The sequence below is a fragment of the Pseudoalteromonas sp. 68 DY56-GL68 genome, from assembly GCF_041414825.1.
Lineage (GTDB): Bacteria > Pseudomonadota > Gammaproteobacteria > Enterobacterales > Alteromonadaceae > Pseudoalteromonas.
Genome location: NZ_JAOCZL010000018.1, coordinates 497,221 through 521,810, shown reverse-complemented (window position 1 = coordinate 521,810; position 24,590 = coordinate 497,221). Strand labels below are relative to the sequence as shown.

15 protein-coding genes and 1 other RNA gene are annotated in these 24,590 nt (G+C 41.4%); 14 read left to right on the top strand and 2 right to left on the bottom strand.

Annotated features, from left to right (window positions below; all coding sequences use genetic code 11):
• Positions 1 to 490 precede the first annotated feature (490 nt).
• The 5 genes from NYF15_RS10740 to NYF15_RS10720 all read left to right on the top strand — a co-directional run bounded on the left by NYF15_RS10740 (position 491) and on the right by NYF15_RS10720 (position 9,495).
• The gene (locus NYF15_RS10740) at positions 491 to 3,313 is read left to right on the top strand and encodes a hypothetical protein (protein ID WP_371353561.1); all 2,823 of its coding nucleotides are present in this window, start codon (positions 491 to 493) and stop codon (positions 3,311 to 3,313) included.
• Between the two features lie 19 nt (positions 3,314 to 3,332).
• A complete protein-coding gene (locus NYF15_RS10735; protein ID WP_371353560.1) occupies positions 3,333 to 3,620 on the top strand; it encodes a hypothetical protein in 288 nt (95 codons plus the stop codon).
• Between the two features lie 147 nt (positions 3,621 to 3,767).
• Positions 3,768 to 5,174, top strand: a complete 1,407-nt coding sequence (locus NYF15_RS10730) for an efflux transporter outer membrane subunit (RefSeq protein ID WP_371353559.1) — start codon at positions 3,768 to 3,770, stop codon at positions 5,172 to 5,174.
• A gap of 2 nt (positions 5,175 to 5,176) precedes the next feature.
• Positions 5,177 to 6,415, top strand: a complete 1,239-nt coding sequence (locus NYF15_RS10725) for an efflux RND transporter periplasmic adaptor subunit (RefSeq protein ID WP_371353558.1) — start codon at positions 5,177 to 5,179, stop codon at positions 6,413 to 6,415.
• Positions 6,415 to 9,495 (top strand): efflux RND transporter permease subunit, encoded by a 3,081-nt coding sequence (locus NYF15_RS10720; RefSeq protein WP_105181204.1) that lies wholly within the window; start codon positions 6,415 to 6,417, stop codon positions 9,493 to 9,495. Before NYF15_RS10725 ends, NYF15_RS10720 begins: the two co-directional genes overlap by 1 nt.
• Positions 9,496 to 9,769: 274 nt before the next feature.
• Here the strand turns inward: NYF15_RS10720 and ssrS are convergent.
• Positions 9,770 to 9,953: non-coding RNA, 6S RNA (ssrS, locus tag NYF15_RS10715), on the bottom strand.
• A 194-nt stretch (positions 9,954 to 10,147) separates the two neighbouring features.
• On the opposite strand from ssrS, the gene NYF15_RS10710 reads away from it, so the two are divergent.
• Genes NYF15_RS10710 through NYF15_RS10695 form a run of 4 tightly spaced genes read left to right on the top strand, consistent with a single transcriptional unit; the run spans position 10,148 to position 14,410 of the window.
• Positions 10,148 to 10,711: a UPF0149 family protein gene (locus NYF15_RS10710; RefSeq protein WP_062570351.1), complete on the top strand. Its 564-nt coding sequence runs from the start codon at positions 10,148 to 10,150 to the stop codon at positions 10,709 to 10,711.
• A gap of 20 nt (positions 10,712 to 10,731) precedes the next feature.
• Positions 10,732 to 12,057: a Xaa-Pro aminopeptidase gene (pepP, locus tag NYF15_RS10705; RefSeq protein ID WP_371353557.1), complete on the top strand. Its 1,326-nt coding sequence runs from the start codon at positions 10,732 to 10,734 to the stop codon at positions 12,055 to 12,057.
• A gap of 8 nt (positions 12,058 to 12,065) precedes the next feature.
• The gene (ubiH, locus tag NYF15_RS10700) at positions 12,066 to 13,247 is read left to right on the top strand and encodes a 2-octaprenyl-6-methoxyphenyl hydroxylase (protein WP_371353556.1); all 1,182 of its coding nucleotides are present in this window, start codon (positions 12,066 to 12,068) and stop codon (positions 13,245 to 13,247) included.
• Positions 13,244 to 14,410: an FAD-dependent monooxygenase gene (locus tag NYF15_RS10695; RefSeq protein WP_371353555.1), complete on the top strand. Its 1,167-nt coding sequence runs from the start codon at positions 13,244 to 13,246 to the stop codon at positions 14,408 to 14,410. The genes ubiH and NYF15_RS10695 overlap by 4 nt, the downstream gene beginning before the upstream one ends.
• Here the strand turns inward: NYF15_RS10695 and NYF15_RS10690 are convergent, their stop codons facing one another.
• Positions 14,411 to 15,280, bottom strand: coding sequence for an AraC family transcriptional regulator (locus tag NYF15_RS10690; RefSeq protein WP_237119580.1), 870 nt, complete (start codon positions 15,278 to 15,280; stop codon positions 14,411 to 14,413).
• Positions 15,281 to 15,531: 251 nt separating this feature from the next.
• Here NYF15_RS10690 and NYF15_RS10685 point away from each other — a divergent pair, with 251 nt between their 5' ends.
• The 5 genes from NYF15_RS10685 (at position 15,532) to NYF15_RS10665 (ending at position 24,560) form a co-directional block, all read left to right on the top strand.
• Complete coding sequence (locus NYF15_RS10685) at positions 15,532 to 18,168, top strand: TonB-dependent receptor (RefSeq protein WP_371353554.1); 2,637 nt, start codon at positions 15,532 to 15,534, stop codon at positions 18,166 to 18,168.
• Between the two features lie 35 nt (positions 18,169 to 18,203).
• Complete coding sequence (locus NYF15_RS10680; RefSeq protein WP_371353553.1) at positions 18,204 to 19,724, top strand: tryptophan halogenase family protein; 1,521 nt, start codon at positions 18,204 to 18,206, stop codon at positions 19,722 to 19,724.
• Between the two features lie 149 nt (positions 19,725 to 19,873).
• Positions 19,874 to 21,121 carry an MFS transporter gene (locus tag NYF15_RS10675; RefSeq protein ID WP_371353552.1) on the top strand — a complete coding sequence of 416 codons (1,248 nt, stop codon included), beginning with the start codon at positions 19,874 to 19,876 and terminating at the stop codon, positions 21,119 to 21,121.
• Between the two features lie 23 nt (positions 21,122 to 21,144).
• The gene (locus NYF15_RS10670; RefSeq protein ID WP_130151106.1) at positions 21,145 to 22,020 is read left to right on the top strand and encodes an ROK family protein; all 876 of its coding nucleotides are present in this window, start codon (positions 21,145 to 21,147) and stop codon (positions 22,018 to 22,020) included.
• Positions 22,017 to 24,560, top strand: a complete 2,544-nt coding sequence (locus tag NYF15_RS10665) for a family 20 glycosylhydrolase (RefSeq protein WP_371353551.1) — start codon at positions 22,017 to 22,019, stop codon at positions 24,558 to 24,560. The genes NYF15_RS10670 and NYF15_RS10665 overlap by 4 nt, the downstream gene beginning before the upstream one ends.
• Positions 24,561 to 24,590 lie beyond the last annotated feature (30 nt).

Below are 24,590 nucleotides of genomic sequence, written 5' to 3'. Positions count from 1 at the left end.
AGCAGAGGATTGAAAATCCTCGTGTCGGTGGTTCGATTCCGCCTCTGGGCACCATCCTTTACTACTTCAAACTATTTCCATATATTAAAAATTCCTAATTAATTTAGTTATTTAAAAAAATAACTACCTGTTTTTTAACTGTTTGTTTTCCTAATTCCAAGAGTTAGAGTTTTATTCAATAAATTATTGCTCAAAGATTATGCTTTTTAGTTGAGTTATGCCAACATGTGATAGTGTTTTGTCATTTTTAGGAACTTGATTAGGTGCTACTTATCATAAAAATCATTGTCATGATCAAATTATGCGAAAAGAAAAGATATAGCAAAATTGTCGAAAGTGCCTAAATAACAAAGGTTGTTTTCAAAATAACGCACTTAACTAAGAAGGTTAGGCCTAAATTTTATATTGGTTTAGTTATATGATTTTAAATTAAATAGTCATATAGTTAAACGTTATGGTTAGCATATTTAAATGGAAAGGAATATTTAATATGGATATTAAAAATATCGCACTATCTATCACATTTAGTTTTTTATTTTTAGTTGGTTGTGGTGGTGGTAGTGGTGAAGACAACCCTCCACAAAGCATTCCAGAAGCGCCTACTGATACCCCAGTGGCGAATACTTTACCCACTTTAAGTTTGAGTCCCGAAGTAGAAGTTAATGAATTAACTGAGGTTATAATTAATGCAGAGGCAACAGATTCCGATGGAACAATTACTTCAATAAAGTGGGAACAAATTTCAGGAGAGCCAGTCTCTTTAAGTGATACTGATAAGTTGATACTTTCGTTCACATCACCAAAAGTCTTAGCTTATGAAGTTGAAAAGTCGTTTACTTTTAAGTTAGTTGTTACGGATGATCAAGCTGCATTCGCTGAAGCAGAAGTGAATGTTAAAGTTATCCCTACTAACAACGTTCCTGTTGCTGAAGCTGGAGATAATAAGACTTTCCTAGAAAATGAATTAGTAAGCTTAAGTTGTGATGAAAGCTACGATCCAGATGGTTCTGCTATAAGCTATAGCTGGGAACAAGTAGAGGGACCTCAGGTTAAAGTACTTAGTGCAGATACCTGTAACCCCTCATTTGAATTGCCTCAAGGGGCAAGTCAGCTAAGTTTTAAGTTGACAGTAGAAGATGAGGATAAAACCACCTCTTCTGACTTAGTGAGCATTGTTGGTAAGGAGTATTCGGGTACAGTAAATAGCTTTAATAAAGAAAGTTTAATTTTTCGTGATGAGTACTCTAGTGACTCAACCTACTCTTTTTCTGCAAGTGTAGAAAAAGGCATCGCTTTTACCTCGGATAACAGTCGATTAAAAGCTTTAGATATATCTGACCCTTACAATATTCGAGCGTTCGGTTGGGAGAGTGCTCAAAATGGTTATCAGGCGAGTGTAATTTTTGATGATCTATTGATTGCTGAGGGAAGAACTGGACTTTGGTTCTATGATATAAGCGACATTTCAAATATAAATCTTGTAAGTTCTATTGAAAATGCTTTCCAAAACAAAAAATTTGCTAGGTATAAAAATATAGTTTATGTATCTTCAAGTGAGTTTGGGATTGAAGCGATTGATATTTCTAATTTAACATCGCCTCGCTATATAGATAGTAATACCTTAAATGAGAGTCTTTCTGGAGTAAATGACTTAAAAATCAAAGGAGATTTTTTATATGTTGCAACTGAAAGTGAGGGGTTGAAGGTATTTAATGTATCAACGCCACTTGAGTCTATTTTAGTGGCTGAGTTACCTTGTGATTGCTCTTTCAAACAAATCGAAATAAATGAGAATATAGCAGCATTAACTGGTTCAAAACAAAGCTTGCTGCTCGTTGATATTTCATTACCTACACAATTGAGCGTCATTTCAGAAACAAGCGTATCATCCCAGAATATTGCTATGGCTTTTGCTAAAAACGTTATTGCGGTTGGTGATAGCTCCGAAAGTGTCCGTTTTTTAGATATATCTGATCCTAATTTTCCTAAATGGATAGGTAAGTTACCAAACACTATAGCCTCAAAATGGCTAACTTTTCATGAAGACACTTTGCTTTTAGTAGACTATTTTAGTTCAAGCCTAGAAAGTTTTGACATTTCTTCTCTTTCAGCTCCTCTAACAAAAGAATATCAAGTTGATCAAAATTTTCAGTTAAATTCACTGGTCGTTGAAGATGAGGTTTTATACTTATCTAGCAAAGATAATAGATTAATTATTAAAGATGCCTCTAATTATGAACAGCCAGAAGTATTAAGTGAAGTTACAGTTTCTAAAGCGAATAAACTTCTAATTAGTGAAGATTTATTGTTTGTTGGTACCCAGAGCGAAGGTTTACATATCCTTAATGTTAGTGATAAGAGAGCTCCTTTTTCAGTGGGTAATATCCCATCGGCTAACCCAGTAAATGCTTTGGCTGTGAAGGGTGATAAACTTCTAATTAATACAGCTAATTCAAACCTAGTTTTATATGATATAAGTGAACCTAGTGAACCAGTAGATAAGTCAGTATTACATGGTTTAGCATCTAGAGGTGGGGCAATTTCTGATATATCCATCTCTGGAAATACAGTTCACGTTGCTGCTGAAAATGAAGCTGCGATTATCAATATTAATGAAAATAATGAGCTCAACAAACAAGGGTATTTTTTTAAAGATTGGTTTGGAGATGATAGCTGGCACTATGTCTCAATTGTTTCCTATAAAGATTACGTATATTTGTTGAGTAAATATTATGGACTAAGGATACTGAACATTTCAGAACCCGAAAACATTATTGAAGAAGCACGCCTACTGAATATTTCTGGAACGAGTTTAAAGTTAATTGGTAATGAGCTGTATGTGGTTGATCCAGAAACTGGCATTTCAAAGTACTCTATAAAAGCACCCAGCAGTCCAAAATTGTTAAGTAGTTACATAACAAGTGATTATGTTACAGATATAGCGATTCAAGGAGATAAGATCTTTAATATGGAGTGGAGTAGGGATCCGACTGCTTATTATTACAACTACTCTTTGCCTAAGAATGGATACTCTGTTTTTGATTTTGATAAGTTACTCAACGTGACTGGTGGTAAAGCAAGAGCAACTGCAGGTTCGAATTTAACTTATGATGTAACTTGGGATTTTGACGGTAAAATAAAGCTGGATTGTATTGTGAGTGGAGGGGAATGTGAAGTGGCTCTCGATACACAAAATAACAGTGCTAAAGTCTTGTGGAACACTTCTATTAGTAAAGGTGAATATCAAATTTCGATATTAATAGGTAATACCAGCTTTTTTAATTCATATGAAGACATGTTAATTTTAGATTGAGTTTTTACTAGATGTTAAAATGCGTACTCTCCCTGTAACTAGGGAGAGTGCTTCAAGTATTAGGTTATCCTTTTTAAACATTACCACTAAAGCTTTAGCGCTCACTTGGCATAAGGAGCAAGGTCACCGTGTAGTGATAGTTTCAGGAGAGTGTGCAACAAAAAATTGCTTTGGACCTGAAAAAGTTTCGAGAATTAAAACTGCTTATACTCTCTCTGAATTTGAACATATTTATGCTTATGGCGATAGCTCTGGCGATACAGAGCTTCTTGAGTTAGCAGATACGTCTGGTTATCGGATTTCCTAGTTTAATGTTTTCGTTTTTTATCTCTAGAGTTTAGCCTCTTATCGTATGCCTATGTCAGGCAGTGTAATTTTATGTAAAGTCAGTTGAGCAAAACTTAACGTGGTGCTTGAATAACATTCATAAATTGATGTTTTTCAGGTTTTTAGAATGAATTGGCAATATAAGCCGAGTTTATTGGCTTTAAGTGTAATTTTGCTAAGTGCATGTGCGAGCCAGCCGACTCACAATGAGCGAGTTGCTGAGCTTGAGACTGTGCCAAGTGCATGGCAGCAATTACCAGCGAGTGACAAGGTGCTTGCTGTTGAAGATAACTGGTTGCAGCAATTACACGATCCTCAAGTTTTTACTTTAGTTGAGCAAGCATTAGCCCATAACCAAACGATTTTGCAAGCGGGTTACGATGTAGCGATTAAAGAGCAGCAGCTTATTGCTGCTGGGGCTGATTTATGGCCCAGCCTTGATTTATCAACACGTGCTAGCCGAAGTAAAGATAATCGTCCTGTTAGCTACAACAACGCCAGCTCAGCATCATTAGAGTTAAGCTACGAAGTTGATTTATGGGGTAAATTATCGGCTTCAGAACGACAAGCAAACCTTGAATACCTAGCTGAAAAAGCCACATTTGCGCAAAGCAAACAACAATTAGTGGCTGATGTAGTATCAGGTTGGTTTGATGTAATCACAAATCAAAAACTGCTCGAACTTTATAAACAGCGCGAACAAAATGCCGAACAGAATCTATCGATCATTGAGTCGGGTTATCGCCAAGGTTTAAATGAAGCGCTCGACGTCTATCTTGCTCGTAATGAGCTAAATACTGAGCGCTCGAACATTGCCGCGCAGCAAGCAACGTTAATTAAATCGATCCGTGATTTAGAGCGTTTAACAGGCCAATACCCAACTGGCGCGTTAAGCGTTAGCGCAGATTTACCACTACTCGATAGTGCCATTCCACTTGGTTTACCTTCAGAGCTTATTACTCGCAAACCTGAGTTAATGGCAAGCTGGTATCAATTACTTAGTACCGATGCTGGGCTTGCTTATGCGCATAAACAGCGTTTTCCGAGCTTAAACCTTTCTGCATCAATCAGTGATAGCACAGATAGAGTGAGCGACTTATTTTCACCTTCAAGCTTAGCGTGGTCGTTGATTGGTAGTATTTCGATGCCGCTTTTTGAAGGTGGCCGCTTAAAAGCCAATGAAGAACAAGCAAGGTTAAACGTTAAGCGCCAAGAGCAGGCGTATCTTGCCACACTTTATGATGCCTTTAACGATGTTGAAACAGCGATTAGCCAAGAACAAGCGCTTAAAGTACGCTACGAAAAAACCTTAGAAGCGCAAGAAAACGCTATTGCTGCAGAACGTTTGTCTTTTGAACAATATCAAAGTGGTTTGGTTACCTACACCACGGTACTTGATGCGCAAGACCGTTCGTTCAATGCGCAAAGTTCGGTAATCGAAATTAAAAACCAGTTAATTATCAACAGAATCAACTTACATATTGCCCTTGGTGGTGATTTTAGTGAAGCAAACAGCGAAGTAGCAGAGCAATAATCATGAATAGCAAGACACGTAAAATTTTAATTCCATTGGTAGTGATCGTTGTAACGGTACTGCTTGTCATGTTTATAAAAGGCAACCCGCCAAAGGCTAACCGCTTTTCTTCACCGCCAAAAGCAAAAGTGAATGTGGCTGTTAAAACCTTAACACCAGAAACCTATCAGGTGATGATTGATAGTTTTGGCACCGTAAAACCACGTACGCAAAGTATGCTAGTCGCGCAGGCTTCAGGGCAAATTATCGAAATTAGTGAGCAATTTCGTGAAGGTGGCTTTTTTGAAAAAGGCGATGTGTTGTTGCAACTAGATGATAGAGATCACCGCGCCGAAGTAAAATCAGCACAAGCGGCTTTATTAACCGCTGAGCAAAGCCTACTCGAAGAGCAAGCGCGTGGTCGCCAAGCAGTTACCGATTGGGAACGCTTAGGTAAAGGTGAACAAGCAAGTAGCCTGGTACTTCGTAAGCCACAACTTGCAGCGGCCGAAGCAAGTGTGTTGTCTGCTCAAGCGACGCTTGAAAAAGCAAAACTTGATTTAGAGCGTACAAAAATCACGGCACCATACGCGGGGCGAGTTTTAAGCCGCAGCGTAGATTTAGGTCAAGTGGTGAGTAATAACATGGAACTTGCCAGCATTTATGCCATTGACCGTGTTGAAATACGCTTACCAATTAAAAATAAAGATCTGCCGTTCATTAACTTACCAGAACAATTTCGTGATGGTGCTAAAAATAGCGCCGGTTCACTCGTTAACTTCAGCTCAGATCTCGTAGGTAAGCAGCAATGGCAAGGTCAAGTTATTCGCACCGAAGGGGCCATTGATGAAAGCGCACAGCAGCTTTACGTGGTTGCACAAATTAATGACCCTTACAAAGCCACTTCTGCGAATCAATACCCAATTAAAATTGGTCAGTACATCAAAGCGCAAATTACCGGCAAGGCGGTGGAAAATGCCATTGTGATCCCAAACAGCGCAATTTACCAAGGCACTTATGTGTATGTTGAAGAGCAAGGTGTACTGCGTCGTAAAAATATCTCACTAGCTTGGCAAAACGCTAATCATGCCATGGTAGCCGAAGGCTTATCAGCAGGGGATCACTTAGTGATTACGCCGCTAGGTCAAGTAAGCTCAGGTACACAAGTGACGGTAATGGGTAGCGCAGCGTATCAGGCGACCAGAGGAAATGCTAAGCGACCAAACAATCAAGAGCCTCCTAAAGAGCAAGGAGCGCAATAATGATAGCTTGGTTTACAAAGAATCATGTTGCAGCAAACTTATTGCTGATCAGTATTTTACTAGCGGGGCTATTTAGCGTATCGACGCAAATACCACTCGAAGTGTTCCCCTCATTTGAAGCAGACCGCATTAGTGTAAGTGTTACCCTACGTGGCTCAACACCTGAAGATGTTGAAAAAGGTGTCGCTATCCGTATTGAAGAAGCGGTGCAAGATCTAGAAGGGATCAAGCGTATTACTAGCCGCTCATCAGAAGGGTCTGCCTCGGTATCAATTGAAGTCGATACTGGCTATGACCCAAGGGAGCTATTAGCTGATATTAAAAGTCGGGTTGATGCCATTAACACGTTTCCGGTCGATGCAGAAAAACCAGTTGTGGCACTCGCGCAGCGCACTCGTGAAGTAATAGCGGTAACTGTGTCGAGTGAATATGGCGAAAAAGAAACCCTAGAATATGCCGAGCATGTACGTGATGACTTATTACGCTTGCCAGAAATCACTCAGGTAGAGCTAAGTGGGGTGCGTGATTACGAAATTGCCATTGAAGTAAGTCAAGATACATTACGCCAATACGATTTACGCTTATCGGACATTTCTTCAGCAATTAGTAATTCAAGTACCGATGTTTCAGCGGGTAACTTAAAAACCGAAGGGGGTGATGTACTCATTCGCTCAAAAGGCCAAGCCTATCGTAAAGATGAGTTTGCCCAAGTTGTGGTGAAGTACCAAGCTGATGGTACCATTATTCGCTTAGGCGACATTGCCCGTATTACCGATGACTTCGAAGAAACCCCAGTTCGCACTCGCTTCAATGGTAAGCAAGCGGCGTTTATTGATGTGTATCGCATTGGTCCACAAAGTGCGATTGAAGTTGCTGATGCGGTAAAAAATTACATTACCGAGCATCAAAGTCAGCTGCCTGAAGGGTTTGAGTTAAGCTTTTGGGATGACGACTCTGAAATCGTGAAAAGCCGTATTGCGACGCTAACAACCAATGCTATTCAGGGTGGTATTTTAGTTCTTGCGTTACTGACCTTGTTCTTGCGTCCTGCTATTGCCTTTTGGGTGTTTATTGGTATTCCTGTGTCGTTCATGGGCGCGTTTTTAGCCATGCCAATTTTTGGTATTACGCTTAATGTAATGAGTTTATTCGGCTTTATTTTGGTACTCGGTATTGTTGTTGATGATGCCATTGTGACCGGTGAAAACGTCTACACCCACCTAAAAACAGCCGAAAATGGTGAACAAGCTGCTATTCGTGGTACGCAAGAAGTTGCGACACCCGTTACCTTTGGTGTACTAACAACGGTTGCCGCATTTTTACCATTAGCTTTTATCGAAGGTAACCGTGGTGCCTTATTTGCGCAAATTCCTGTTGTCGTTATTCCGGTATTGCTGTTCTCTTTAATTGAGTCTAAATTTGTTCTGCCGGCTCACTTAAAGTACTTAAAACTACGTAGTGAAAAAGCAAATCCGTCAAAACTGCAGCAGTTTCAGCAGCGTTTTGCCGATGGCTTTGAACACGCCATAATGAAGTACTATCAGCCGCTACTAAATGTTGCGCTAAAGAATAAATTAGCAACGGTCAGCTTGTTCGTCGGTATTTTCTTTATCATTTTGACCCTGATCACCAGCGGTTGGACAAAGTTTATATTCTTCCCGCGTATTCCAAGTGAAACCGTTCGTGCAGAGCTAACATTCCCTGCTGGAACACCGTTTGAAGTGACCAACAAGTACATCATCGATATGTCAGATAAGGCCAAAGAGCTACAAGACAAGTATCGTGATGAAGATGGCCAAAGCGTGATTTTAAATATTTTGGCAACCACAGGTGGCCGAGGTGGTTCGTCAAATACAGGTAGTGTGCGCTTTGAAATCACACCAGCCGAAAAACGTGAATCAGATATTGGCTCTCGAGAGCTTGCCAGTGAATGGCGTGACCTCATCGGTATTATACCAGGAGCTGAGAGTGTAACTTTCCGTGCTGAATTTGGTCGCAGTTCAGATCCTATTGATGTACAGCTAAGTGGCAGCTCAATCGACACCCTTGAAGCTGTGGCAGAAAAAGTTAAAGAGCGTTTAGCAACTTACCCAACTGTGTACGAAATTGCTGATAGCATGTCAGATGGCAAAGACGAGCTGCAAATTGAGCTAACAGAGCAAGGTTTAGCGCTTGGTTTAAACCGTGTTGATGTATCGCAGCAAGTGCGTAATTCGTTCTTTGGTGCGCAAGTTCAACGTATTCAACGTGGTCGTGATGATGTGCGTGTAATGGTGCGTTTGCCAATTGAAGAACGTCGTTCAGTTGCTGATTTAACTGATATTTTAATTAAAACCCCAACGGGTGGCACAGTACCATTGTCGCATGTGGCGACCTTAGTACCGGGGCAAAGTCCATCGTCTATTTATCGTATTGATCGCTATCGTACGTTGAATGTAACAGCCGATGTTGAAAAATCAAATACCAATATGACGGTACTGCAAGCAGACTTAAAAACTTACTTAGATGAGCTAATGGTGCAATACCCAGGTGTTGATTACTCGCTCGAAGGTGAAGCCAAAGAGCAGCGTGAATCATTTGGTTCACTCGCTTGGGGTCTGGTGTTTGTATTCTTTATTATTTATGCGTTATTAGCGATACCGTTTAAATCATATATGCAGCCATTAATTGTGATGAGTGTTATTCCGTTTGGCATGATAGGTGCGGTAATGGGTCACTGGGTAATGGGCATGGAGTTAACCATTATGAGCCTACTTGGCATGCTAGCCTTGATAGGTGTTGTAGTGAATGACTCACTAGTATTGGTCGATTTTATCAATAAGAAGCGTGAAGAGGGCGGTGATTTACTTGAAACCGTTAAGCTTGCAGGGGCTGCACGTTTTCGCCCAGTAATGCTAACTAGTTTAACCACCTTTATTGGTTTAATGCCGCTGTTATTTGAAAAAGCAACGCAAGCACAATTCCTTATTCCAATGGCCGTAAGCCTGGGCTTTGGAATCATCTTCGCAACGCTTATCACCTTACTATTAGTGCCAGTTAATTACCTATTAATGGAGCGCTTTCAGGGATGGTTTAAATAAGGTGTGAAGTTAAAAATTGGCGCTTGGTTGGGACTAGGCGCTAGGACGTGGGGTAAACCCGCAGCTACAGGTAACGATGTGGCGGCGGATTTATCCCATCGAAAAATATAAGAGTTATTAGATATCAGTCGTCAGAAGTTAGATTGTGCCTGCACACAGTTAAAGTGAAATTCTCACCCGTAGGCGTGAAATTTATTTCGCGCGAATAAGTCAGTTATTGTAAAAGCGAAAAACTACAGAGAAGATTTCGATATCTGATAGATAAAAAGAAAAGGTGTTCCCCAAGTATGCGGTGCCCGGTGTCAGTCCTGAAACCTTGAGGTTTCAGGGCGGGAATCTGCGGTTTACCGTAGGCTTCTCGGTACATGCCGAGCTTGCACAATAGTAGACGAACAGAAACCCTAACATAAAATTTATCGGCTCAGGGACTTAACCAAGCTCCTGCACCCTAGGGAACACCTTCAGTATATAAGACAAGTTTCAATCCTTAAACCATAGAAGTAAAAAAAGCGGATCGTTCGGGTAGTTTTTCCCCACCTTTAACTGCTTATTTACTTTTTAGATTGCTTTTTGACCTCAATCATACAATTAATTGGAGTTGCGATTTATCGAGTGGTAGCATGGTGTTACTTAGCCGAACAAAGAAAAAGTTATGAGCACGTTACCTGATTACCAACAAGCCCAATTGTTATTAGAAAAGAATGAAATTTTTGTCGCACCAGCCGAAGCTCATGGTGTGATCAGTGGTTTATTAGCCTGTGGCATCAATATCGAAGCCGACGAATACTTAGGTTTATTAAGCGATGTATTCAACGATGGCTTAGCCTTTAATAAAGATTTAAAAGCATTTTTTGCTGATGTGTATTCTCAGGTTGTTGCCAGCTTTAGCGATGAAGAGTTTCAATTTGACCTATTCCTACCAAGCGACGACGAAACTCTGATCGATTTAGCTAATGGCTTAGTATCTTGGGTATCGGGTTTTATGCTTGGTTTTGGTTTAAAGCAAAAAGATTACGGCAAGTTATCTGCTGATGTGAAAGAAGTGATCAGCGATTTTAGTGAAATTACCCGCCTAGACACCCTATTTGAAGAGACCGAAGAAGACAGCCAAGCACTGCACGAAGTGATTGAGTATGTGCGTGTTTCTGCGCTGTTATGTTTTGCTGAACTAGGCAAAGAGCCCGCAGATAAAAACCCTAAAAAGACCCTTCACTAATCAAATTACAGAGGTTTAGCATGTCGTCTATTGCAATCGATAAAGCTGAATTTAAAGCCCGTCGTGAGCGCTTGCTTGCGATGATGGATAAAAATAGCGTGGCTATTATTCCTGCGGCAGGAGAAGTAACACGTAGCCGTGATACTGAATATGCATTTCGTCAAGACAGTGACTTTTTCTATCTAACTGGGTTTAACGAACCAGATGCAGTTTTAGTGCTTTGCCCGTCAAGCGATACACCAAGTACGCTTATTTGCCGTAACAAAGACAAGCTAGCTGAAATTTGGCATGGCCGAAGAATTGGCTTCGAAAAAGCTAAATCTGAGTACTTATTCGACGCAACTTGCCCACTTAGTGAACTAGATGAACAATTATTAGATTTGGTGAACGGCCAGCAGATTTTATTTTATGCTCAAGGCACTTACGCAAATTTCGATGCAAAGGTTTGGGACTTATTAAACACACTTCGCGGCGCACCTAAAAAGGGCTATAAAGCACCGCATACCATTAAAGATATTCGTGGTTTAGTGCATGAAATGCGGTTGTTTAAATCTGACGCAGAATTAAACATTATGCGCACAGCTTGCGAAATTAGTGCGCAAGGCCATATTCGCGCTATGCAGTTTGCCAAACCTGGCGCAACTGAATACCAATTAGAGGCAGAGCTTCACCACCATTATGCAATGAATGGTGCCCGTCATCCTGCTTATGGCACGATTGTCGGCAGTGGCGACAACGCCAACATTTTACACTACACACAAAATGATGCTGAGCTAAAAGATGGCGATTTAGTGTTAATTGATTCTGGCTGTGAACTTGAAGGTTACGCGGCAGATATCACACGTACTTTCCCAATCAATGGCAAGTTTAGCGAACCACAAGCGGCGCTTTACAACATTGTATTAGCAGCTCAAGAAGCAGCATTCAGCCAAGTAAAGCCGGGCGGTAGTTTATCGAAAGCGAATGAACTGGCCTCAACGGTATTAACGCAAGGGCTTATTGATTTAGGCATTTTAACTGGTGAGCTTAATGAACTAATGGCAAACCAAGCCTGCAAAGCATTTTACATGCATGGCCTTGGTCACTGGCTAGGGTTAGACGTACACGATGTTGGCGAATATAAGCTTGATGAAAAAGAGCGCGTATTTGAGCTGGGCATGGTGCTCACAATCGAACCGGGTTTATATATTAGCGAAGATGCAAAAGCACCAGAGCAATATAAAGGCATCGGTATTCGTATCGAAGATAACTTACTTGTCACTCAAGATGGCCATGAAAACCTGACCATTTCGGTTCCTAAAACCGTTAGTGACATTGAAGCAGTGATGCAAGCAAACAAAGGCTAGGAGCAAGCGTGGCAAAGCAGTTTGATGTTGTCATTATCGGCGGTGGAATGGCGGGTGCAAGTTGTGCCCTAGGCCTAAAACAGAGCAATAAGCAGTTATCAATCGCTGTAATTGAAGCAAATGAAGTAAGCGCAGACTATCACCCAAGCTTTGATGATAGAAGCATTGCGCTGGCTCAGCAGTCTGTTCAGTACTTAAAATCAATCAATGCGTTTGATTGCCAAGCGCCATTTGCAGCAGCGATTAAAAAAGTAACTGTATCTGACCGTGGCCATTTTGGTAAAACACATATTGATTGCCAAGAATATGGTCATGATGCCCTTGGTTATGTGGTCGAAGTGAACCCATTTGGGCGCAGCCTTCATCAGCAACTTACGCGTACTGATGTTAGTTTGTTTTGTCCTGATACGGTTGCCAAGCTTGAATATCAAAGCGATTGTGCCAATATCACGCTGAGCTCCGGTGAGCTGTTGAGCGCAAAGCTTGTGGTGATTGCCGATGGCGCTCATTCGCAAAGCCGTAAACTGGCTAATATTGAGTTTAATACTCGCGCTTATCATCAAGCGGCGATTATCGCTAACATCGAAGTGGCTGGTGGTCATCATAATCATGCCTTTGAGCGTTTTACTGAGCACGGCCCAATGGCACTGTTGCCAATGAGTAATAACCGATACTCACTGGTGTGGTGTATGGAGCCTGAGCAAATTGAGCACACTATGGCGCTTAAAGACGATGCCTTTTTGGCTGAGTTGCAAAAAGCATTTGGTTACTGCGGCGGCGCATTTAGCAAAGTGGGTATGCGTGCAAGTTATCCGCTTGTGTATGGTAAAGCAGAATCACTGAGCAGCCACCGTACAGTATTAATTGGTAATGCAGGGCATGCTATTCACCCAATTGCAGGGCAGGGCTTTAATTTAGGCCTGCGTGATGTGCAATTATTGTGTGATATGGCAAATAGAAGTGACCTTGGTGATTACGCCTTTACCCGTTATTACAGTCAAACTCGCAGTAAAGATATTACGACCGTGATGACACTCACAGACAGCCTTGTGCGTTTGTTCTCAAACTCATCACGATTGCTCGCGCTGGGTCGCAGCATTGGCCTTTTCTCAATGGATTTATTCTCCTCGTTAAAAACCCCGCTGGCAAAACAGCTTATGGGTCAGGTTAAGCAAGGTAAACGGATATGAAACAAGCTCAAGTTTGTATTGTCGGTGGTGGCTGTGTTGGCCTTACGCTAGCACTAGGTTTAGCAAAAGCAGATATCAGCGTAGTGGTGATTGACGCAAGTAAAAATCAAACCTTACCGGGTGATGATTACGCACTTCGCGTGAGCGCGTTAAGCTTGGCTAGTCAGGGTTTATTTGAGTCATTAAATGTATGGCCAGAGATCATTAAACAACGTGCTACACCTTATACGTCGATGGATGTACGCGATCAAGACAGCTTTGGTAAAATTCATTTTGATCATAACGACCTCGACTTACCGCAGCTAGGTCATATCGTCGAAAACGACATTATTCGCTACGCTTTAATTGGCGAACTTGAAAAGCAAAGTAATGCCACTTTATTGTTCGAAACCCGCTATCAGCAAATTCATCAAACCGACTCTGATGTGTTTATTACTCTTGAAAGTGGTGAGCCTGTGATTGCTAAACTTTTAGTAGCGGCTGATGGTGCTAACTCGGCTATTCGCAAACAGTTCAACATGCCAATTACCTTTAAAGACTATGACCATCACGCCATTGTTGCCACGGTGAAAACTGCTGAAGAGCATAACAACACCGCACGCCAAGTGTTTTTGCCAACCGGGCCGCTGGCGTTTTTACCCTTGCCAGATAAACACATGCACTCAATTGTCTGGTCAACAAGCCCAGAGCATTGCGACACACTTTTAGCGTTTGATGATAGCCACTTTAATAAAGCGGTCATGGCAGCCCTTGATGGCCAATGTGGTTTATGTGAAGTGCAAAGTGAGCGCATGGCGTTTCCACTTAAGATGCGTTATGCCCAGCAGTGGGTGTCGGGCAAAGTGGTATTAATGGGCGATGCAGCGCATACCATTCACCCATTAGCCGGTTTAGGTATGAACCTTGGTCTTAAAGACGCCGCGTATTTAATTGAGCTATTAAGTAATGAGCAAGGCGAGTTTGCAAGTGCACGTACGCTGCGTGATTATGAACGTACTCGTAAGCTTGATGCACAAAAACATATCGCCATGATGCAAGGCTTAAAAGAGCTATTTGCAGGCGCTAACCCACTGAAAAAACTTGTCCGTGGCGTTGGCTTAAGCCTTGTAGATAACCTTGGGCCAATTAAGCACTTATTTGCCAAAGAGGCCATTGGTAAATAGCTATATTAGCGATTTTTGTTTCAAACGTTTTCTAAATTGGCTCGGTGTCGAGCCTTTTAATGTTAAAAACCGTCGATTAAAGTTTGATGCGTTTTTAAATCCGCACTGATCGCTAATTGCTGTGATAGAACGATTTGTATTAATCAGTAACTTGCATGCCTTACCAATTCTAAGCTGATTAATAAACTCAGTGAGCGTTCGCTCCATTCGTTTTTTAAAAAAACGATGAAAATGGTTTGTACTCATATGTGCCATTTTAGCGAGTTGCTCTGCGTATAGCGGCTCTGTGTAGCATTGGTAAATATATTCAATTACTTTATCAAACTTATCTTTGCTAGGATCTGTTCTGTCGGTATATCGAAACCCAGAGCTTGATAACGACAAGGCACTGTTATCTTGGCTCATAAGTCTTAGTAATTTTAATAGTCCTAAATATTGCTCAAACGGTTCACTGTGTTCAATTTCTTCAAAGTATGATTTAGCATGTCGAGCACATGCTTTTGAAAATTTGAGTCCTTGGTAAGAGTCTAGGAGTAACCCTTCTAGGGAGTGTAGCTCTGGGTGGCTATCAATCAGTTGAAATAACCATTGCTTGGGGATTTGTGCAACATGAACAACTTGGTTGCTCTGATCCTGATTGGGTGTTGATTGCCATGTGTGGGGCAAATCAGGGCCGAGTAAAACTAAATCTAACTCGTCGTAAGGCGCAATATAATCACCAATATGACATACACCTTGGCTATTCAGTGTTAAACAGACTTCAAATTCTGGATGGTAATGCCAATTAAATGGAATGTAATCAAGCTGATATTTACAGTATCGCCACGATGAGTTTGTATTGGGGATCACTTTTTCGCACATTGCACGCATTGAATCAGCCTATTATTATTTTTAATTTCCTTATTTGAGCAAATGTTAAGATTGATAGTGATACTATTCTATTACCTTTTGGTATTAACCTACTCCAAGCTTATTCTTATTTATTATCATGGTTTAAATTTTCGTCATAAATAGGCATTAATTGATAGAAAAATACTAGAACAGGTAAGAATTGTACCTCTTAACGTAAGGTTAACGGGATAACCTAGTGCCGCTTTTATAACAATAAATAGGGACTAGGAATGAAGATTAAACACACCAAAGCACCATTTCGACTAAGCATATTGGCAATATGTACTTCAACATTATTTAGCGCACCAACAACAAGTTATGCTCAGGAAGTTGATGCTAAAGACGACATCGAAACCATCGAAGTAAGAGGCATTCGCCGCTCATTAGAAGCATCCATGAATACCAAACGATTTGCCGACGGTGTTGTCGATGCTATCACCGCAGAAGATATTGGTAAGTTTCCAGATAAAAATATTGGTGATGCACTGCAACGTATTTCAGGGGTAACTGTTGACCGTCAATACGGCGAAGTAAGTGGCGTGACAATTCGTGGTACAGCACCAGAGCAGTCACGTGTGTTATTAAATGGACAAACAGTGGCAAGTACATCTTGGTATGACTTAGGCCCTGCCACACGTACTTTCAATATGGAGCTATTATCGGCTGAGCAAGTATCTGCTGTTGAAGTGTTCAAAACGCCGGAAGCAAATATTGAAGAAGGTGCTCTAGGCGGCACGGTTAACTTAACAACGCGTAAGCCTTTGGACCTTGATACAAATACGCTCATGGTGTCGGCTGAGCTGGCAAGAAGCTCGCTGTACGATGAAACGGATCCTGGCGGTTCTGTGCTATTCAGTTGGAAAGATGATAACGAAAAATTTGGTGTGCTAGCAGCCTATTCATATGAACAGTTAACATCTGGTCGTCATGTATTAGAGTCCATAGGTGGCTATTACGAGTACTTCGCAGAAGATCAAAGTACAAATCAACAATCAACGGTAGGTGCATGGAGTATTGGCTCGCAAGCATTTAAAGCAGAGCGTGAGAGAACAAGTGCGCAACTCACGGCACAATTTACACCAACCGATAATACAGAGTTTGTCGTTGATTATTTTCGTTTTGAATTCGATAACCCGCATGTAAACCATAACTTTTTAACAGTCAGTGCGCGTGGTATGGGCTCATCTAATGTTGTTAATAATTCATTAGGGGGAACAGAGCAGGCAACAATCGAGCCTGGGTATGCATCTATTATATACAACCCTGTGGTGCGTAATGCCGTTAACATGAAGGCTGATGTATTAAACCTATCGGGTAAATATGTAGGCGATAGCTTTACTTTATCAGGGGTTATTGGTCAGTCGACATCCGATGGCGGTACTCAGTTTGGTGCATCTTCTTGGTGGATCCCCGCAACAGATGAAGGCGATAAAATTGGCGATCCGGCATTTCCTGATGGACAAAATAGTACCGATGGAGGTTTTACCTATGATGCAACAGGACCCTACCAAGTATGGTTAACATCACTTGATGCGACAGATGCTTCGCAGCTTAAGCATGCACAAGAAGCTAACTATGAAACCACAGTTCAAGAGCATGAAGTGAGCTATGCGCAATTAGATCTTGAATTTATCCTAGACGGCCAATTTTTTACTGCGCTTGAAACCGGTATTAAATTTAATCGCAGTGAATTTTCTCGGGTCGCGTTTAATCGTAATCCCGATGAAATAATTGGTTTTGTGCCTGACGGTAATTTTGCAAACTGGAGTGGCGGTGTTTTTACAGGCCTACACTCACAATCTTCAGGCCACACACTTGATTCATATGCCTATCTTGATACCGACAAATGGTGGGGGTTTATTTCAGATAAGTATAAAGCCGGTGCGCTCACTGAAGTTGCAAATCTAGGTAATACCTTCTCGGTTGATGAAGATATGATTGCTGTGTACGTAAAAGCCGATTTCAGTGGTGAAAACTATCGCGGTAATATGGGCGTGCGCTATGTTGAAACAGAGCAAACATCACAAGGTTTTGCAGCAGGTCAACAGTTTGAAGAAACCATCGATTACGATAACTTCTTACCAAGCATTAACTTTGCCTATGATTTAACAGATAACACTATTATTCGTGCGGCAGCATCGCAGGTAATGGCGCGTACCAACTACAGTGATTTAAAACCTGGTTTAGCTATTAATGAAAACTTTGGTAATGCAACAGGTGGTAATCCAGATTTAAAACCGTATGAGGCTGATCAAGCTGATTTAGGTATAGAGTATTACTTTACTGATGCATCAATGTTTTCAGCAGCGTTATTTACTAAACAGATTGAGAATGTTGTTTTCTCAACAGAAGCGGTTGAAACCGTTGAAGGCTGTGGTGCGAGCCCAGATCTTTATGATCAATGCCGTGTGACCAGACCGCGTAGTAATGGTGACGGTGAAGTAACAGGTTTAGAGCTACAGCTTCAGCATAGCTTTGATAATGGGATTGGCTTTATAACCAATTACACTTACGTTGATAGCGAAACCAATACCCCTGATAACACCAAAGAAATGGTGCCAGGGGTGTCGGAAAATAGCTTCAATGCGTCATTGTTTTATGAAAATGCTTACATCAGCACTCGAATTGCGTACAACTGGCGCAGCGAGTGGATTGGTGTTGGTGCGGCCCAAGCTGTGAAAAACGATGATTATCAGCAAATTGATGCTTCAATCATTTGGCATGCGATGGAAAATCTTGATGTCAGCCTTGAAGGTGTAAACCTTACCAACGAGGTTATCCAATCATACGACACCAACTATGGTCTTACACAAAATACCATTGAATTTGGTTCTCGTTACTATCTAAGTGTTAGCTATAAATTTTAATGGAGTTAGGCCGTGTAATACGGCCTAAACACCCTATGAAAGAAATTAAAAAGTTAGCAATTTTAGGGGGTGGTACAGCCGGTTGGATGTGTGCTGCTTACCTAAGCAAATTCCACACTGATCTGGATATTACCCTGATTGAGTCGAGTAAAATCGGCGCTATCGGTGTCGGAGAAGGATCTACACCTCATTTAAAACAGTTTATGCAACAGTTGGGGATTGCTGAGCAGCAGTGGATGCCTTATTGCGATGCGACATTTAAAGCGGGTATTTACTTTAAAAATTGGAATGGTGATCACCGTGCTTATTTTCATCCCTTTTATAGTGAGATGGATATCAACACCGCGGAGGTATTTTTTGTAAATGCCAATGCAAGACGTCGCGGTCATGAGCAGTGGTGTGGTCCCGATAGTTATTTTTTAACAGGACATCTTGCAAAAAACGCGTTAAGCCCGAAAGCCAAAAGCCCAATGGTGCGTGAGCAGCACTATGGTTATCACTTTGATGCCAAAAAGTTAGCTCATATTCTAAAGGGCTATGCAATCGAGCGTGGTGTTACACATATTGATGATGAATTTGTTGCAGCAATAACAAATGCTCAAGGTGAAATAAGCGAGCTGAAGCTAAAACACTCAGCACCGGTTAATGCTGATTTTTATATTGATGCAAGTGGTTTTAACGCGCTCTTAATTGGTGAAACACTCGGCTGTAGGTTTCAACCTTTTACAGATCAGCTATTAAATGACAGCGCTGTAACTGTAGCGTGCCCACAAAATATGAATCAGCCGCTACAAGCTGCGACACATTCAACTGCGTTGAGTGCAGGTTGGCTTTGGCAAATACCTTTAGCCTCACGAGTTGGCACAGGCTATGTTTATAGCTCGGCTTTTCTCTCAAAACAACAGGCAGAGCAAGAGCTTGCAGCAACGCTTAATATTTCAGTGAATGACGTTGAGTTCAGACATGTGTCCATGAAAGTAGGGGCACGCTCGTCTGCATGGCAAAAAAATGTCATGGCAATAGGCTTAGCACAGAGCTTTATCGAACCTCTTGAGGCGACATCACTGATGGTTACCCAGCAATCTATTTTGTGGCTTAGTAAGGCTATATCAAAAATTCAAACAAGTCCTACACAAACTGAAAAGCTAAGACTACATACCAATCAGCAACTCCATTATTTAGTGAATGGGATTAAAGATTATATTTGTGCGCATTATACGACATCCAAGCGTCGTGATAGCGCTTATTGGCGTGCTGTAACACAGACTACCGAGATACCAACTAGGTTAGAGCCATTGTTAGCAGCATGGCGAAACGGCGATGATTTTGATGCTTATTTATATCATCAATACCCAGAAAGCGTTTACTCAAGGCCGAGTTGGTACAGCTTACTGGCAGGTATGGACTATAGAGATAGCGCGTTAAATGCCCCCACTGAAAGCGCTCAACAAGAGATCGATTTAGCCGCTCATGCCTATTTAGAGTCGTTATGTAGCAAGTACTTCGAACGGCACATAATGCAGCTTAAGGCAATGCAGCAAAACAACTTTGAATAGTATTAGTAATCGCTTGATAAATGTCACATGGCTTTAATTTTTTAAGCACACTAAGAATTAAGAGTGGTGATTACCACCCCTTGGATCATTTTGTTTGTCCGCCCACAAGCAAATGCAATCACCACTCTGCTTAATTTAGGTATATAACAATGAAAATTAATTACTTATTAGTAACTTTGTTACTTTTTACATTTTTTACTATCTCTTTTATCACTAACTTGCTGGCACCTTTGTTTCCGGCATTAATAGAAAGCTATGACATAGGCTTGGCACTAGCTGGTTTCTTTGCATTTGCTTTTTTTATTGCGTACGGCGTGATGTCAATTCCCGCGGGCTTATTGGTGCAGCAATTTGGTGAAAAGAAAATCATGCAGCTAGCGTTTTTATTAGCGCTGATTGGCAGTGTTATTTTTGTAACTATGCCGACCTTTTTTGTTGCTATGCTCGCGCTATTTTTGATTGGTTGTGCAATGGCGATGCTGCAAGTTGCTATTAACCCGTTACTCAGAGCCAGTGGCGGTGCACATAACTTTGCGGTGTTATCGGTTGCCGCTCAACTAATGTTTGGCCTCGCTGCGAGCATTTCTCCATTAGTGTATAGCCACATAGCGGGCTCTGCCAACAGAGGTGAGAAGAGTTGGTTACTACAGTGGGTGCCAGAGAATATGAGTTGGCTCAGCATGTATTTAATCTTTGCATTGGTATGTGCCGTGATGTTGGTTGCTGTATCACTTGTACCTATGGCGAAAAAGGCCGACGACAACAGCGAAACGTTACATCTCACAGACAGCTTAGCGCTTTTAAAAGACCGCACTGTGATTAAGTTCTTTTTTGCTATTGCTGCTTATGTGGCTATTGAACAAGGCGTTGCGAATTCAATTTCAGTTTTTCTAGAAAGATATCATCAAATCGATCCACAAACTCAAGGCGCACAAGTCGTCAGCCATTTTTGGTTAGCACTCACATTAGGCTGTTTATTGGGGATTGTATTATTGAAACTGTTCAACGCTAAGCGTGTATTACAAGGTTTTAGTGTTGCTGCTAGTGCCTGCTTTATTGCCGCAATATTCGGTAGTAAAGAGGTTGCAGTGATGGCTTTTCCTGCGGTTGGATTTTTCTTATCTATTATGTGGTCCGTAATATTTTCTCTTGCCCTGAACTCAGTGTCATATGGGCATGGAGCTGTATCAGGTGTTTTATGTACAGGGATTATCGGTGGAGCGCTTGCATCGCCAACCATCGGTTTGATTAGCGACCTGACTAATAGCTTGCAGTTGGCTCTATTGGTTGTACTTATTCCACTGGTTTACTTATTCAGTGTGGGAATATGGGCCAAGCCACTTGTTAATAATCACACCATTAATATTTTTAAGCGTAACGCGCAAACGTCGATTTAAATAAATTTAGAGTAGAGGCTGAGATGTCAGACACCATTTTATGCGTAGATTTAGGTGGAACTAAAGCACTGGTTGCTCAAGTTGATGAGCAAGGGATCAAGGAAAAACATTACTTTGACGTTGATAGCCATTTAACTAAGCAGCAGATGAATCAATTTTTGTATCGCATAATTGATCACGTGATAGATAAACATTGCAAAGGCATCGTTGTCGGCGTGCCAAGTATGGTGTTACAGCCGACAGGTGTGGTTATTGAAACGATCAATATTCCCCATTGGTATGATGTTCCTTTAAAAACATTATTAGAGAATCGTTTTAACTTACCAGTTCTGATCCATAACGATGCAAATTGCTTTGCGATGGGGGAGTATAAATATTCTCAGGTAAACCCAGACGATAATCTTGTTGGTGTCTGCATTGGCACAGGGCTGGGGGCAGGGCTTATTTTAAATGAGCAACTATACACAGGTAAGCATTCTGCGGCAGGCGAGTTTGGTAGTTTTCCCTATTTAGATGGTATTATCGAAGACTACACATCTGGGCAGTTTTTTAAAAATCAACAAACCACAGGTCGGGCAGCTTATAACAACGCACTTAACGGTGACACTCAATCATTGCGTTTATTTACGCAGCTAGGGCAGCACCTTGCGCATGCCATTAATCAGGTAATACTTGCCTTTAACCCAGATAAAGTTGTGTTGGGTGGGTCTGTTGCTCAATCCCACGCGCTATTTATGCCTGCGCTTAAATCGGAACTCGCCTTACTGGTGCAGCCCATTATTATGCAGTCGCTGCAAATTACCATTAGTGAGCTTGGCGACAATGCGCCATTACTCGGTGGTTATGAGTTATTTCAACTTGCTGCATCTGAAACGAATTTATTGGAACAAGCATCATGAACAAGGTTATTTTATCGGTTATAGCAGGGTTGCTATTGTTGACTCATTCAGCCCAAAGTGCGACTCAAGCAGAGTTAAACCATTTAGCAGAGAGTCTACAAGTAAACTATCAGTTGGTAGATGCAAACCCCGTAAACTGCCCAGCTCCACATGAAAAGCAGTGTTATTTGTCAGCGCTTACATTTACCTCTAGCACTGATATTGACCCACAACAGTGGTACATTTACTTTAGCCAATTAATGCCTGTTTATAAGGTCGATTCGAAGTGGTTTGATATTGAACATATCAATGGCGATATTCATCGTATTTCGGCTAAACAAGCATTTAAAGATATGCCGGCAAATACCGCATTTGCAGTACAGTTTTATAGCCAAGAGTCGCAAATTACTCGTTCAGAATTTTTACCTAACTTTATACTCGCTGCACCAGGGCTTGATAGTAAGGTTATTGCCAGTACTAAAACATCTGTCGATAATGAAACACAACTTGAGCTACAGCCGTACTTGCAACCTTTCATCACTGATGCACAACTACAAGTGAGCGATGACGATGAAACGCCTTGGATGGGCGCAAGTTATCTTTATGATAGCTACACAAAACCGACATTTAAAACAGCTCCGTTAGGGTTAATCCCTTCACCTATAAAACTTGAACAGCTTTCAAGCTCGCGTATTGATTTGAGCAAAGGCATAAAGGTCGTAGCTAAAAAGTCGCATTATATTGCTCTCATACCGGCATTAGAGCGATTAGCCAAGTTAGGAGTACCACAATCGAAAGAGGGGGTTGTGATTAATGTATCGCAGCAATTAACGTCTCAGTTACCTGATGCGTATGAACTTACCTTACGTAATAACGCTATAACTATAAATGCAAACAATACAAGTGGTGCTTTTTATGCCTTACAAAGTCTTGCAGCCTTAATAAGCTTAGATGATTTAACCTTACCTGAGTTGAGAATTACAGACGGCGCTAGGTATGAGTACAGAGGCATGCATATCGATGTGGCCCGTAATTTTAGATCAAAGGCTTTTATTTTAAATACGATAGAGCAAATGGCTGCGTATAAATTAAATAAGCTTCATTTACATCTAGCTGATGACGAAGGCTGGCGTTTGCAGATTGCGGCTCTTCCTGAGCTAACCTCTGTAGGAGCAAATAGGTGTTTTGATTTAACAGAGCAAACTTGCCTGCTACCTCAGCTTGGTGCTGGCATAAACGCTAACTCTGGCATAAATGGCTACTATAGTCGCGCTGACTATATTGAAATTTTACAGCACGCTAAAAAACATTTTGTTGAAGTGATCCCCTCATTTGATATGCCAGGGCACTCTCGAGCAGCAGTTGTTGCAATGGAGGCGCGTTTTAATCATTTTATGGCATTAAATAAACCAGCCCTTGCAAAGCAATATCGACTTACTGAGCCTGAAGACACTACCGCATATAGCTCTATCCAACATTACAAAGATAACACGCTGAATGTATGCCTTGATACCACCTATGACTTTATCGATAAAATATTAGACGAGGTTATTACACTTCATAAAGAAGCGGGTGTGCCTTTAAATACATACCATATTGGTGCCGATGAAACAGCAGGAGCTTGGCTACAATCACCAAGTTGTATCGCATTACAGCAAAAAACCAAGATACACTCGTTTAATGGTTACTTTATTGAAAGAATCGCTAAGCTTGTTGCTGATAAAGGCTTAAATGTGGCGGGGTGGAGCGATGGTTTAAGTGATGTGAATGTAAACAATATGCCCAGTAATGTGCATTCCTACGCGTGGGCAACATTAAGTGACGAAGGTCACAAAGTCGCGCATAACCACATAAACAATGGTTGGAAAGTCGTTGTGACCAGCCCTGATGTTACCTATTTTGACTTTCCTTATCAGTCACACCCACAAGAAAGAGGAAATCATTGGGCAAGTCGTGCTATAGACAGTAAAAAAGTCTTCTCTTTTATGCCGGATAACTTACCCGCACACGCGCAAATTTGGCGCTCTGTGAAGCATCAAACCTACGTCGCCGATGATAGCCAATCAGCAAGAACGGCGGATGCATACGGCATTCAAGGACATTTATGGTCTGAACTATTACGAAGCGATCAACAAGCTGAGTACATGATGTACCCTCGTTTGTTTGCTCTTGCCGAGCGAGCATGGCACAAAGCTGAGTGGGAACTTGATTATAAAAAGGAAGGCGCTATTTATAGTCATAAAACTCAACAGTTCACTCTAGCCATGCAGCAACAAAAAGAGCAAGACTGGCAACACTTTGCAGCCCTTGTTGGGTTTAAAGAGCTTGCCAAGCTTGAGCAAGCAGGGCGCTTTTATCGTATTCCCACAGTCGCAGCCAAAAAGACGGACAGTGGCATTGATGCGTTTGTTCCCTATCCAAATATTGCTATCGAGTATCAAGATAAGTTAGGAAATTGGCATCGTTACGATAGCCATAATAAACCTTTGCAAGCTGTCAAAGTAAGAGCGAAGAGTATCAATAATGACAGGGCTGGCCGTGCTTTAAAACTAACTAATTAAATCAAAGCACTGTCGATTTTTAAAGCCGCA

Excerpts from the sequence above, each read along its gene's own strand:
- NYF15_RS10670 (WP_130151106.1), top strand. The coding sequence starts at position 21,145 with ATGTCAGACACCATTTTATGCGTAGATTTAGGTGGAACTAAAGCACTG.
- NYF15_RS10735 (WP_371353560.1), top strand. The coding sequence starts at position 3,333 with ATGCGTACTCTCCCTGTAACTAGGGAGAGTGCTTCAAGTATTAGGTTA.
- NYF15_RS10740 (WP_371353561.1), top strand. The coding sequence starts at position 491 with ATGGATATTAAAAATATCGCACTATCTATCACATTTAGTTTTTTATTT.
- NYF15_RS10725 (WP_371353558.1), top strand. The coding sequence starts at position 5,177 with ATGAATAGCAAGACACGTAAAATTTTAATTCCATTGGTAGTGATCGTT.
- NYF15_RS10730 (WP_371353559.1), top strand. The coding sequence starts at position 3,768 with ATGAATTGGCAATATAAGCCGAGTTTATTGGCTTTAAGTGTAATTTTG.
- NYF15_RS10680 (WP_371353553.1), top strand. The coding sequence starts at position 18,204 with ATGAAAGAAATTAAAAAGTTAGCAATTTTAGGGGGTGGTACAGCCGGT.
- NYF15_RS10685 (WP_371353554.1), top strand. The coding sequence starts at position 15,532 with ATGAAGATTAAACACACCAAAGCACCATTTCGACTAAGCATATTGGCA.
- NYF15_RS10665 (WP_371353551.1), top strand. The coding sequence starts at position 22,017 with ATGAACAAGGTTATTTTATCGGTTATAGCAGGGTTGCTATTGTTGACT.
- NYF15_RS10690 (WP_237119580.1), bottom strand. The coding sequence starts at position 15,280 with ATGCGTGCAATGTGCGAAAAAGTGATCCCCAATACAAACTCATCGTGG.
- NYF15_RS10720 (WP_105181204.1), top strand. The coding sequence starts at position 6,415 with ATGATAGCTTGGTTTACAAAGAATCATGTTGCAGCAAACTTATTGCTG.
- NYF15_RS10710 (WP_062570351.1), top strand. The coding sequence starts at position 10,148 with ATGAGCACGTTACCTGATTACCAACAAGCCCAATTGTTATTAGAAAAG.
- NYF15_RS10695 (WP_371353555.1), top strand. The coding sequence starts at position 13,244 with ATGAAACAAGCTCAAGTTTGTATTGTCGGTGGTGGCTGTGTTGGCCTT.
- pepP (WP_371353557.1), top strand. The coding sequence starts at position 10,732 with ATGTCGTCTATTGCAATCGATAAAGCTGAATTTAAAGCCCGTCGTGAG.
- NYF15_RS10675 (WP_371353552.1), top strand. The coding sequence starts at position 19,874 with ATGAAAATTAATTACTTATTAGTAACTTTGTTACTTTTTACATTTTTT.